The sequence below is a fragment of the Saccharibacillus endophyticus genome (genome assembly GCF_013185185.1).
Taxonomy (GTDB): Bacteria; Bacillota; Bacilli; order Paenibacillales; family Paenibacillaceae; genus Saccharibacillus; species Saccharibacillus endophyticus.
In genome coordinates this window covers 330575-343027 of the sequence record NZ_JAAZWE010000001.1, presented here as the reverse complement: position 1 = coordinate 343027, position 12453 = coordinate 330575, and the positions used below count along the sequence as shown (strand labels likewise).

Annotated in this window: 8 protein-coding genes; 2 read left to right on the top strand and 6 right to left on the bottom strand. The window is 54.9% G+C overall.

Annotation, left to right across the window (positions count from 1 at the left end; genetic code table 11):
- Nucleotides 1–18: 18 nt before the first annotated feature.
- From HRQ63_RS01630 to HRQ63_RS01620, 3 genes are all read right to left on the bottom strand, one after another.
- Entirely contained in the window at nt 19–951 is a 933-nt protein-coding gene (locus tag HRQ63_RS01630) for an EAL domain-containing protein (RefSeq protein ID WP_172238156.1), read from the bottom strand.
- A gap of 352 nt (nt 952–1303) precedes the next feature.
- The gene (locus tag HRQ63_RS01625) at nt 1304–1783 is read right to left on the bottom strand and encodes a CBS domain-containing protein (RefSeq protein WP_172238153.1); all 480 of its coding nucleotides are present in this window, start codon (nt 1781–1783) and stop codon (nt 1304–1306) included.
- 131 nt (nt 1784–1914) lie between these two features.
- On the bottom strand, nt 1915–3189 hold the full coding sequence (locus HRQ63_RS01620; protein ID WP_172238150.1) for a S1C family serine protease: 1275 nt from the start codon (nt 3187–3189) through the stop codon (nt 1915–1917).
- A 228-nt stretch (nt 3190–3417) separates the two neighbouring features.
- Here HRQ63_RS01620 and HRQ63_RS01615 point away from each other — a divergent pair, with 228 nt between their 5' ends.
- Both HRQ63_RS01615 and HRQ63_RS01610 read left to right on the top strand, forming a co-directional pair.
- The gene (locus tag HRQ63_RS01615) at nt 3418–6615 is read left to right on the top strand and encodes a GNAT family N-acetyltransferase (RefSeq protein WP_172238147.1); all 3198 of its coding nucleotides are present in this window, start codon (nt 3418–3420) and stop codon (nt 6613–6615) included.
- Nucleotides 6612–7499, top strand: coding sequence for an amidohydrolase family protein (locus tag HRQ63_RS01610; protein WP_172238144.1), 888 nt, complete (start codon nt 6612–6614; stop codon nt 7497–7499). The genes HRQ63_RS01615 and HRQ63_RS01610 overlap by 4 nt, the downstream gene beginning before the upstream one ends.
- A gap of 78 nt (nt 7500–7577) precedes the next feature.
- Here the strand turns inward: HRQ63_RS01610 and treR are convergent, their stop codons facing one another.
- The 3 genes from treR to treC all read right to left on the bottom strand — a co-directional run bounded on the left by treR (nt 7578) and on the right by treC (nt 12260).
- A complete protein-coding gene (gene treR, locus HRQ63_RS01605; RefSeq protein ID WP_172238141.1) occupies nt 7578–8303 on the bottom strand; it encodes a trehalose operon repressor in 726 nt (241 codons plus the stop codon).
- A 147-nt stretch (nt 8304–8450) separates the two neighbouring features.
- Nucleotides 8451–10511 carry a PTS system trehalose-specific EIIBC component gene (treP, locus tag HRQ63_RS01600; protein WP_172238138.1) on the bottom strand — a complete coding sequence of 687 codons (2061 nt, stop codon included), beginning with the start codon at nt 10509–10511 and terminating at the stop codon, nt 8451–8453.
- Nucleotides 10512–10550: 39 nt separating this feature from the next.
- On the bottom strand, nt 10551–12260 hold the full coding sequence (treC, locus tag HRQ63_RS01595) for an alpha,alpha-phosphotrehalase (RefSeq protein WP_172238135.1): 1710 nt from the start codon (nt 12258–12260) through the stop codon (nt 10551–10553).
- Nucleotides 12261–12453: the final 193 nt, after the last annotated feature.

Here is a 12453-nt window from a genome sequence, read left to right as displayed (position 1 = left end):
AACGACCCAAAAGCAGCTTCAGGCGAAGCGGCCCCTGGGCTTGATATCCGCTTTCGGAATCGGATTTTTGCCTGGCTCTGTCCAAACGGCCATTCGTTCTTCTTCGGGAAAAGCGGCCGGCTTCAGTTCGGCATCAGGGCGGCCGAGCGCGTAACCTTGCCCGTACTCAATTCCTTCCGCGCGTAAAAATTCCGCTTCGGCGCGGCTTTCGATGCCTTCGGCAATAATCGACGTACCCGAGCCTTGCGCGAATTCTTGAAGCAATTTCACGATACGTCGCCGATCTTCGTGCTCATGCAGGTCCCGAATCAACGACTTGTCGAGCTTGATGAACTCCGGCTTTAAATTTACGATGGTTTTCAGGCTGCTGTAACCTGATCCGGCATCGTCCACGGCGATTCGGAAGCCTTGTGCGCGATAATGCGAGAGCACGCGTTCAAATTCCGCGTAATCCGTTACGGCTTGCTTTTCCGTCAATTCGAAGACTACGCGTTCCGGCGGCAGGCCGTACCTTTTCAACAATCGCACGGTCTCTCCGCTCCGATAAGCCGAGTCGGTGAGCACGAGCGGATGCACATTGATAAATACGACATCCCCCTGAATATCCTCCGGCTGACGAGCCCTTCTTCTGGCGGCTTCAAAACGTTCGAACGAAGTTTCCCGACAGTAACGTTCAAACGCGAAGACCCGGTTTGTTTGTCCGATGTAATCGTAGAACATCTCCGTATTCGGAAAACTGCCGGAGACGGGCGGACGATTCAACACTTCGTAACCGAGGCATTCTCCGCTCTGCAAGTTCAGAATAGGTTGGAAAAACGTGGACAGCTTCCGGCCCTGAACAATCCGGTGCAGCTCCCTGGATCTTCCATACGCCCGGGCCGAGGAAAGAATGCTTTCCAAAAGATCTCCCCAGGCCGCGGCCATCCAGGGCATTAATAGCGGAAGTTTCATGTTCGTTCACCTTATATCTTAGGAATCGAGGCTGAAGTTGGAATTCGAGCATCTCTATGCGCCTATCGTACCACTTGGATACCAAGCAAGCGTCAAGCCTGTGTAAAATCCGTGTAAACCGCTGAAAACCCGTTTCGGCCTTTTGCCCCTGATCGGGCAGGCCAGAACGGGTATAAGGAACGATATCGCCCTAGGGCATGTCTTCAAACCTGCCAACGTGCATCTTTTACCGCCTTTTCGCCCTCTTCTGCGTCACTTCCCCTTGACGTGCCCCGGCACGACTGCGGAAAAGTTCCTTGCCGAGAACGAAAAATCGGCAAAATCTGCTTCCCTCGAGGTTTGAAGACACGCCCTAGCGACTGACGGTTTTCGCATTCAGTTCGTTCAGGCGTCCGGCAATCTGCTTGAGCAAATCGCCGCGGCTGATGACTCCGACCACTTCTTTTTTTTCATTGACGACAGGGAGCTTCTTGAAATGGTGTTTCGCCAGAATGCCCAGCGCTTCTTCCAAATCCTGCTCGGGAGAAACGGACTGCACATTCTTCTTCATGATCTTCTTCGCCGGCGTCTCCACCTTGTACGCCAGCGCCTCGGCCAACTCTTCCGGCGGGCTGACGAATACATAGCTGAACATGTCATAGACCGTCTGCCTAGTAGGATTGATGTAACGCAAAATATCTCCGTCGCTGACCATGCCCGTAAGTTTCCCGTCCGCGTCCACTACCGGTGCGCCGTTGATCCGTTTGGCTACGAAAAGTTGCAGCACTTCGGACAAAGGAGCATTCTGATTCACCGTAAGAACATCTTTGATCATAAAGTCGCGTACCTTCATCTCTTCTCCTTCTTTCTGTCGTGAAGATGAATGCTTTATGCCTTCATTTTACTCCTCGATCCTCTAACTGTAAACGCTCTCTAAAATAAGTCACGCAAAAATCCCGGGAAGGTCCCCCCTCCCGGAATCGTTTAAATTTGCAGATTGTCGGTCAACGACAATGTCAGCTCCGTCTCGTTTCCGTCGCGGTAGATCGTCAATCGCAAATCGTCTCCGACCTGTTTTTCGGTAAACAGATACTGTCTGAGCTGCTGGGTGTTTTCGATCGGCTGACCGTCGGCGGCGGTGATGACGTCAAGCGATCGCAGGCCTCCGCGCGAAGCTGCGGAGTTTTCCAATACGCGATCCACGATAACGCCCGATTCGAGATTTTGCGGCAATCCCAATTCGGCGCGGTACGCGGAACGGATCGAAGCCAAATCGGCAAGCGTCGCCCCCATCGTCGCGCGATGGACTTCGCCGTTGGCCTCCAGCTGTTCGATGATCGGGATCGCGTAATCGATCGGGATCGCCAATCCGATGCCTTCGACCGTCTCGGTGCTGATCTTCATCGAATTGATGCCGATCAACTTGCCGGTCGCATCGAGCAGCGCGCCGCCGCTGTTGCCTGGATTGATTGCCGCGTCCGTCTGAATGGCTTCGGATTGGAAATCCGGCTGCTGGTCTCCGTTCACGTCGACCGGAACGATCCGCTCCAACCCGGAAATGACGCCGGTCGTGACCGATCCGGCAAATTCAAGTCCCAGCGGATTGCCGATCGCGATGACCGGTTGACCGGCTTTCAGCGCAGACGAATCCCCGAATTCGATCACGGCGTCTGCTGCGGAAGCCTCCATCGTTACGACGGCCAGATCCGTCCAAATATCGGTTCCGGCCAGTTTCCCTTGCACGTTCGTGCCGTCGGCCAACGTGATTTCGAGTTGATTGGCGCCCGCGACCACGTGATTATTGGTCACGATATAAGCCAAGTCGCCTTCCTTTTTATAGATAACGCCCGATCCCGTGCCGGCCGGAACGTCTTCGGCGCTTTGCGGAATGCCGAACAGTCCGTTTTGCTGCCGGCTTTGGATATTCGTGATGCCTACCACGGCATTGCCGACGCGTTCCACGACCGCGGGCACGTCAGCGCCTTCGGCAAGCGTCAACGAAGCCGGATCGGCAGTTTCTTCGTTCGGCGCTTCCGCCGTTCCGACCGTGTCGCTCTCCGCCTGTTCCTGAACGGCTTGAGGCTGCCGGGAAGCGGCCGGCGAACCGCCGCCGTCCATCCATCCTAATCTCGGCAGAATCAACGCCACGAGTAAAGCTCCGACGACGAGTCCGATTAAGCTGGACAAAAAATATCCGAAGCGGCTGCCTCCTTTGGAACGGCGATTTCCGGCGCCCGATTGGTCATTCCGATGCTCCATGCGATCCACCCTTTCTGTCGATAGTCATATTTCCTTGTCTCATTCGTCTCTACTTTCACATACCCGTGCTTTTTGCCAATAAAACGTCGACAGGCGTTTTTGATTTTACAGTCATTTCATTTCCTGTTGAACAAAACGGGCTTTTCTGGAATCCGATCCAGTTTCCGCTTATAATTAAGTTGTTTAATCAATTTATGCCCGATGTCAGTCAGGCAAGGGAGGCAAGACATGAATACCTTCAAGACGAAAAGCATGCGCATCGTCGAATACAAACCCGAGCACGCGGCTTCTCTAGCCGAGATGTGGAATCTCAGCGGCGACAGCTGGGGCGGGGACGCTTACGTACATACCGAAGAAGAGATGCTTGAAAAACGGGCGCGCAGCAGCGACCTGCAGACCTTTCTCGCGCTGGACGGCGATACGGTCGTCGGCTTTTGCAGCTTCTCGTATTATCAGGAAGACGAAGGCGCCATGTATATTCCGCTGCTGAACGTAAGACCGGATTACCACGGACGCAAAGTCGGAAAAATGCTGGTCCTCAATGCCGTACGCCGCACGATCGAGATGGGCTGGCCGCGTCTTGACCTGTACACTTGGGCAGGCAATATCAAGGCGGTTCCCGCTTATAAAAAGTGCGGATTTTTCTGGGAAAAACGCGAAGACACGACGCACCTGATGAATTTCATTCCGAGCGTCCTCGCGACCGAAGCCGTCTCGGAATTTTTCGAATATGCCGATTGGTACGCGGACGGCACGCGGGACCTGTCTTTGCGTCCTGACGGCGACCAAGAGAACGGCTTCGATTTCTTTACCTATCAATGGGAAAAAGACGGCCGCGCCCTGCTCATGCAGTTTGAACGGACAGGACGCGGATTGCGGAAAATCGAAAACGACGACTATTCGATCGAAGCGGTGATCGAACGCCACCGTTTGCCGTTCGGGCGCAGCTACCCCGTAACGTACCGCATCACGAACAAAAGCGGCGCGCCGCTGGACGTGCGCATCGCAGGCCGAGACGGAAAAGGCGTGCGCTTCGCTCTTGACGAGCATGTTGCTCTCGATGAAGCAGGCAGCACCAAGGAAATAACGGGCGCATTCGAGCTGCTCGAAACGCCGGAAGAACCAAGCGCATGGCGCACGCATCCGGGCGTAGAAGCGGAGCTTTCGATCAATGGAAAAAAAGCTTCATTCAAAACCGGTGTAGCCCCTGTATTCCCGATCAAACTGACGACCGTCGCAGCGGATACCCTATTCGAGCCGGGCAGCGAAAGCGAAGTTCAAATCGGCTTCGAAAGCCGCTTCGCCGAAGATGTCGAAATTAAAGTCGCACTGCCCGAATCGGAGGCTGTATCTTTCCGCCCTTCGACACTCAACCTGCATCTGCCTGCCGGAGGTCGGGCTTCAGCCGCCGTGCAAGCGCACGTGCAGCAGCCGGGAATCGCAGCTTCGCATGTAGATATCGCAGTTGCGGACAACAACGAAACATTCACGGTACGCGGAGAGCTTCAAGCCTATTTCGTTTCGCCTTCCGGTACATTCTGGGGCGAAACCTCCCAAGAATGGATCGCTGGCAGCGGATCGGCAACCGTTCATTTGAGCAAATCGAATAATCAATTAGGCATTCGCGTCGCGGGACAAAAGCAGGCGCCGTTCTGGTTTGACCTGCCGAAACTGGGACCTCCTTTCAGCGATCGGTTTATTGAACGCAAACCGACCGATGTCCGTTTTGAACAGCGGGGACTGCTTATTACGTTGGAAGCGGACTACGATTGGCTGGAGCCCGAAGGCGTTCGCCTGACCGTGGTAGCCGAACTTTCGCCGAACGGATCATTGAAGCTTTTCCATCGCGTGCTTCGAATCGAAGGAGACGCTTTGGCGAACGACTTGAAACTCAAGCTGGCGCTCCCGATCTCGTTCCTGCAAGCCGTACTGCCTTACGACGGCACCTTCGTCGATCTGGGAACCGGCGCGGACGCGATCCATCGGGAATATTGGAGACCCGAGAAACTGACGGAAAACTGGATGTTCTTCCGCTGGCCGAGCGCGGCGTGCGGCGTCGTATGGCCGAAAGAGCTTCGCCCCGTACGAAACGGCTGGCGTTATGCGTTCGAGCATGCGATCGGTTCGCTTGCGGCCGGCGAGTCGGTATCTACCGCCCCGCTTCAGCTCTTTGTCGGAACCTTCGACGACTGGAGAGAATTGCGCGCCCGCGCGTTAGGCAAAAGCACGCTGTCACCGCACCATCCGTGGCCGCTATCGGCTGAAAACCGCCGGGAACACGGAGCTTCGCAAACTACCGATCATCTTGCTGCTTCGTTGAACGGCCAGAACCCGTTCCTGCCGGAACGGTTCGAGGCCAAGTTGATCGAACGCAAAGACGTCAGTTTGAACGGTACGCTTGAGCTGTCTTCCGATCTCGGTTCGATCGCAGCTTCGGTGTTGAAAGCCGATCCGGCCTTGAAATTGCGCGAAGTTACGGAAAAGTTCGAACTGGACAACCGCAACGAAAGCGACATCGCGACTTTTAATTTCGACATGGACGCCTTCTCTTTCCGCCGCAGACAGCTTGTATTCCCTGCTCCGGCGTCGGATATCGGAGCCATTCGTACCCGACGATTGACTGTAGAAGGACTCGATACGTATGAGATCACAAACGGCATTCTGTCGCTTCGCGTTTCTCCGGCATTCGGGCCCGCCCTGCATTCGCTGAATTATCACGGGCGGGAATGGTTGCATTCTTCCTTCCCTCAAGCCGGACCGAAATCGTTTTGGAATCCGTGGTTCGGCGGGATCGCCAGCGCTCCGTCCGGCATCACGCTCCGTTCGCTGTCGGAAGAAGAAATCACGGCCGAATTCGACGAGTTGACGGATAGCCTGGGTAATGTCTGGTCGGGTATTCGCATATCGGTTGCCATCAAGCAAAGCGAAGCCCTCAAAGGCCTGAACTACCATCAATACTTCCTGATTCGACCAGGATCGCCGGTAATGGCCTACGTGACGAAGATCGAACAGCTTTCCGGCAAACCGATCGAGCATGCCGCCATGCAAAAAGGAGCTTACTACTCCAGTTCGGCCGATCTGCGCGACGGAAGATTCGAGGTAAGCGATACTCGCGGAGACCGAATCGCGTATAAAACAGGACGTTACGATACCGACCTGGAATTCGAAGGCGTGCTTCGACTCTCCTCTGATGAACGCAAAGAAAAGCTGCTCGTTATTCCCGGCGAAGAAGAAGCCTTGCAGCAGTATGCCGTCCTGGTCAACGAACTGTCCGGCATCATGTACAACGACAAGTTCGACGGACGCGATGGCAGCGTCAGCTTCACTCGTCCTTATTTCTACGTATTGACCGATCTCGATCCGCAGGACAACGAATTATCGAACCTGCGCCGCATTCGTTTTGAAAAGGAGGAACCGCAAGCATGAAAATCATCGATGCCCATATTCACTACTCCGAGATAGAAAGCTTCCATCAGACCGCCGACGAGGTGGCTTTGCTCAGCTATACGCCGGAAGGTCTCGCTGACGAATTCCGTCGGGCCGGCGTGATCGCTGCGGTCGGTATGGGCGTAACCGAGACGGTTCCCGGCGGATTCCCCGACAATGCCGCTGCGAACCCGATGGGACTCGATCTGGGCGGCGGCACGCTCGATACGCTGCCCAAGACCGTGTTCGAATGCGCGGGCATCAACCCGCACACGCTGCATGAACCGGGACAATTAGAAGCTGTGGAAAAAGCTCTTCAACATCCTAAAACGGTGGGCATTAAGCTGTACGCGGGATATTACCATTTTGCCGTGAACGACCCGATCTATGATCCGGTCTACGCGTTGGCTTCCAAATATAAGCTGCCGATCGTGATCCACGGCGGTCTTACTTATTCCGATCGCGGACTGTTGAAATACTCGCACCCCCTGTCCATGGAAGAAGCGCTGCTCGCGCACCGCGATATCACGTTCATGATCTGTCATCTCGGCGATCCGTGGGTCATGGATACTGCGGCGATGCTGGAAAAGAACCCGAATCTGTACGCCGACCTGTCCGGTTGGATCGTGGGCGACGACAACAAAATCACCCGCCTGCTGACCGAACAGACCTACGTCGATCATTTCAAACGCGCGATCGTGTTCGCCGAGCGTTACGATCGCCTCGTATTCGGAACCGACTGGCCGCTGATCCCGATCGATTCGTATATTCGTTTCGTGAAGCATTTGATTCCGGAAAAATACTGGCATCACGTGTTCTATCAAAATGCGCTGGACGTGTTCCCTAAGCTGAAAGACGCGATCAAGGAACTTGAAGCTGAATAATGCAACGACTTAAAGAAGCCCTCGACCTTCGCATCATGCGAAATGTCGGGGCTTCTTTTTTTGTCGTACCCTAACCCATTACTCCTCCGCCACCGCGCGACGAGCGAAATCCACGAACTGAAACTTATCCAGCCGATGCCGGGACTCCGTGTACTGGAACAGCGTCGTGTCTTCCAAATGGACATAATTGCGCACCACGACGATATGCGTATCCCGGCCGAGGTCGAGCAGCCGTTTGTCTTCGGCAGATACTTTTTCCACCGAAATCTCTTTTTTCGCATACGCGATTTTGAGCGAACAATCGCCTTCCAGATACGCATAGATCGAATCGGCGGCGATCTCCGCAGTCAACGCGGGAATAACCGAGGCAAGAAAATAATCTTTGTCCAAAATGACCTTCTCTTCTTCGATCTCCCGCGCCCGGACGACCTTCCAGACCTCTTCCTGCTCGGTAATCTGAAGCTGCCGCGCCACGTTTTGCGGACAAGGAATCCGAATCGTCTCGTGCACCAATGTACGCGCGGGGCGACCCAGACGTTCGGATAACTCCTTGAAGCTGACGAGACCCGAGATCGGAAACTCCATGCGGTTGATGTCGAGCACGTAAGAACCTTTGCCCCGAATCTTGTGAATATAACCGTTTTGCGACAACAGATGGAGCGCCTTGCGCACCGTTTCTCTCGACGTGGCGTACTCTTCGGCAATCTCGTTCTCCGAAGGGAGCTTGATTCCCGTCTTGAGCAGGCCCGTCTCGATCCGCTGCGTATAATCGGTATAAATTTGCGAGAAAATGTTTTTGTTCATCGTTAATCACCGTGACCCATTTTACGGGGGATTTTGTGAAAAAGCAAAGAAGTTTGTCATGTTTCCCGTTGCGCCCGTACGACGTATGCGCCGGGAGTTTCGCCAAGCGCATACGCTATACCTGATGATTTCATGCGATAGCTTGCGTTAGACTCCCGCACGGCTCAAGTGAACCCGGATCACAGGCGTTTTTCCTTCGGTTGCGTTGCCCGGAATCTCTTCGACGTTCTCGACGATATCCTGTCCTGCAGGAATGATGATCGGCGAAATCGTCGCATATCCGCCGGCTTTGATAATCTCCTGATCGAACTCGAGCAGCAGTTGTCCTTCTTTGACCACATCGCCCGTCGCGACGTGAACGTTGAAGCCGTTGCCTTTGAGGCCGACCGTATCGATTCCGACGTGGATCAGCACCTGTACGCCGGTCGCATGCTCTAAAATGACGGCGTGTTTGCTTTTGTCGATAACATGAGCAACGGTACCGTCGAACGGAGCGACAACCCGGCCTTCGGACGGTTCGATCGCGATGCCCTCGCCCATTTGTTTTTCGGCAAAAGCAGGGTCCGGCACGTTTTCAAGCAGAACGGCTTTGCCTTGAATCGGAGCAGACAGCTCAAGCACGTCAACGGCATCCGAGCTTCCTGCTGCCGCAGGGGAAGAGTCCGTGTTCGCCGAAGACGAAGCATGGGACACAACTGTATTTCCGGTGTTCGGAATCGGGCTTTGCGCGTTTTCTACCGTTTTCACGTCGCGTTCCGCCAAGTCCTCTTCGTCTACCGGCTCTCCGGCAGCGGCTTGCTTGCGGGTCACGATCTTGCCGTAAACGATCGTACCGACGAACGGAAGCACCAGACAGATGCCCATGCCGATGAAGAAGATGCTCCAATCGCCGACATTAACCGCCAGGAAGCCCGGCAGACCGCCGACGCCGACCGCGAATGCGCGAACGTCGTTCATGGTCAGCAGCACGCCGCCGATCGCGGAACCGATCATGCCCATGAACAGCGGATATTTGAAGCGGACGTTAACCCCGAATACCGCAGGCTCCGTTACGCCCAGGAAGGCTGTAATGGAAGTCGTAGCCGATAAACTTTTCATTTTTTGCGAGCGGATGACGAACATCATCGCCAGCGCCGCGGCGCCTTGCGCAATATTGGACAACGCCAGCATCGGCCATAGGAACGTGCCGCCGGTGGAGTTGATCAACTGCAAATCGACCGCAAGGAACGTGTGGTGCATCCCCGTAATGACGAGAGGAGCATAAAGACCGCCATAGAGCAAACCGCCGAGCCAAGGCACGGTATCGAACAACCATACTACTCCGTCAGTCAACCAGTTGCCGAGCGTGAACGTGACCGGACCGATGACGACAAAGGCCAGAAAGCCCGTAACGAGCAGAGCGACCGGAGCAACCACCAGCAGTTTGAGCGAATCGGGAACTTTTCGGTTCAACCATTTTTCGATCACGACCAATACGTAAGCCGCGACGAGCATCGGCAGCACTTGTCCCTGGTAGCCGACCGCATTGATATGTAGGCCGAAGAGGTTCCAGGTCGGTACCGTTCCTTCATTGAGAGCCGCGGCATAATCGTAAGCGCTCATCAGACCCGGGTTCACCAGGATCAAACCGAGCACGACGCCGAGCAGCGGACTGCCTCCGAACCTAGTGGCCGCCGACCAACCGACGAGTGCAGGCAGGAAGGTGAACGCGGTGCTTGCAATCGTATTCACGATTGCGGCGAAGTCGGCCCATTGCGGATAAACTTCCACCAGCGACTTGGCGGCGAAAAAGATGTCTTTACCGGTGAGCAGGTTATTGATACCGAGCAGCAGACCCGCGGTAACGAGTGCCGGCAGCAGCGGGATAAAGATATCGGACAGCGTTTTGATAAACTGCTGCACCGGGCTCTTATGCTTGATCGCCGCCGATTTCACGTCGTCTTTGGTGGCGCGTTGGCCTCCGGTAATCGCTATCAATTCGTCATAAGCTTTGTCGACGATGCCCGGACCGATAATGACCTGGAACTGACCTTGCGTGGAAAAGTAGCCTTTTGCCAGCTCGTTATCGTCCAACGCCTGCTTATCGACCTTGCTTTCATCCACGAGCGAGAAGCGCAGCCGCGTGACGCAGTGCGTCGCGACTTCGATATTGTCCTTGCCGCCTATGGCCTGGACGATCTTCTCGACATCCTCTCTTTTTACGGACATTTTCCCAACCCCATTCTTTGTTATGAAATGCCGGGGGATTTACCCCCGGATGATCCACATGAACGATGCGTACGATTCAAGTTCGAGCTGCTCGCCCCAGACCGGTACTTCCGGCCTGTTGCCGGACAACAGCTCAAGTTTGGAATGACCCCATTCGGCATACGCTTCCGGAAGCGTAAAGATCGCTTCCTCCGAAGTGAAATTCGAGACGACGATCAACGTGTCGCGATCGTTCATTCTCGCATAAGCGAATACCTGCGGATGCGCCTCATCCAGCCGGATATAACGCCCGTCGGTCAGCACGTCTTCGGTCTTGCGCAGCGCGATCAGGTTCTTGTAGTGGCTGAATACCGATTCGGGATCTTCGCGCTGCATTTTGACGTTGATCTCGGGATAACGTTCGTCAACCTTGATCCACGGCGTACCGTCGGTGAAACCGGCTTGCGGGCCGTAGTTCCACTGCATCGGCGTACGGGCGTTGTCGCGGGAACGCTTGGCGATGATCTCGAAAGCTTCTTCCGGCGTCTTGCCCATCTCGACCATGATGCGGTACATGTTTTTGGACTCGATGTCGCGGAATTCGGAAATCTCGTTCCAATTCGGATTCGGCATGCCGATCTCCTCGCCCTGGAAAACGTACGGAGTGCCTTGCAGACCGTGCAGCGTCGTCGCCAGCATCTTGGCGCTCGCGACCCGGCAGCGGCCGTCGTCGGCAAAACGGGACAAAGCGCGCGGCTGATCGTGATTGTTCCAGAACAGCGCGTTCCAGCCGCCGCCTTCGTGCATCCCGATCTGCCAGGAGGACAGCAAGCCTTTCAAAGCTTCGAAATCGTACGGCATCAGCTCCCACTTTTTCCCCTCCGGATAATCGACCTTCAGGTGATGGAAATTGAACGTCATCGAGAACTCCCGCTCTTCCGGATTCGAATACCGAATGCAGTGCTGAAGCGTCGTCGACGACATTTCTCCGACGGTGATCAGATCGTACGGACCGTATACCCGCTCATATAACTCTTTGATGTATTCATGCACCCTCGGTCCGTCCGTGTAATACCGTCTTCCGTCTCCCGTCATGATCGAGCCGTCGTCATCCGGGAAATCCTGGTCTTTGGAAATCAGGTTAATGACGTCCATTCGGAAACCGTCAACGCCTTTGTCTGCCCAAAAACGCATGAGATCTGCGGCTTCCTGACGAACCTTCTCGTTCTCCCAGTTCAGATCGGCCTGCGTTTTGTCGAACAGCGCCAGGAAGTATTGCCCCGTTGCTTCGTCGTACTGCCAAGCCGAGCCTCCGAACTTGGACTGCCAGTTGTTCGGAACGCCGCCGCCCGGAGCCGGGTCGCGCCAGATGTAGTAATCCCGGTACGGGTTATCCTTCGACTTGCGCGACTCTTGGAACCAGACATGCTCGGTCGACGAATGGTTGACCACGATATCCAGCATCAGATGCATATCGCGAGCTTTCAATTCGGCCGTCAATTCGTCGAAGTCCTGCATCGTTCCGTACATCGGGTCGATCGAACGGTAATCCGATACGTCGTAGCCGTTGTCGTTCTGCGGCGAATCGTATACCGGCTGCAGCCAGACGATGTCCGTCCCGAGATCCTTGAGGTAGTCGAGCTTTTTCGTAAGTCCCCGAATATCGCCGACTCCGCTCCCCGTCGTATCGTTGAAGCTGCGCGGATACACTTGGTAAACGACCGATCTGCGCCACCATTCCGCTTGGTTATTCGACTTCTTGGTTGCCATCTGCGTACCTCCTTCGGGTATTCCCAGAGGCCGCAGACTTTTCGGAAGTCCGTTCGCAGACAGCGAATATCCACAGCCTCGATACGTTGAGCGCGTTTGACCCGCAGCGTAAATAAATCCAACGTATGATACCCTTCATGTATATACAAGTATGTTTCTAAAAGAATTGTAACCTTGTATATACAAGAAGTCA

Coding starts and splice junctions, on each gene's coding strand:
- HRQ63_RS01630 (WP_172238156.1), bottom strand. CDS start 951: ATGAAACTTCCGCTATTAATGCCCTGGATGGCCGCGGCCTGGGGAGAT.
- HRQ63_RS01625 (WP_172238153.1), bottom strand. CDS start 1,783: ATGAAGGTACGCGACTTTATGATCAAAGATGTTCTTACGGTGAATCAG.
- HRQ63_RS01620 (WP_172238150.1), bottom strand. CDS start 3,189: ATGGAGCATCGGAATGACCAATCGGGCGCCGGAAATCGCCGTTCCAAA.
- HRQ63_RS01615 (WP_172238147.1), top strand. CDS start 3,418: ATGAATACCTTCAAGACGAAAAGCATGCGCATCGTCGAATACAAACCC.
- HRQ63_RS01610 (WP_172238144.1), top strand. CDS start 6,612: ATGAAAATCATCGATGCCCATATTCACTACTCCGAGATAGAAAGCTTC.
- treR (WP_172238141.1), bottom strand. CDS start 8,303: ATGAACAAAAACATTTTCTCGCAAATTTATACCGATTATACGCAGCGG.
- treP (WP_172238138.1), bottom strand. CDS start 10,511: ATGTCCGTAAAAAGAGAGGATGTCGAGAAGATCGTCCAGGCCATAGGC.
- treC (WP_172238135.1), bottom strand. CDS start 12,260: ATGGCAACCAAGAAGTCGAATAACCAAGCGGAATGGTGGCGCAGATCG.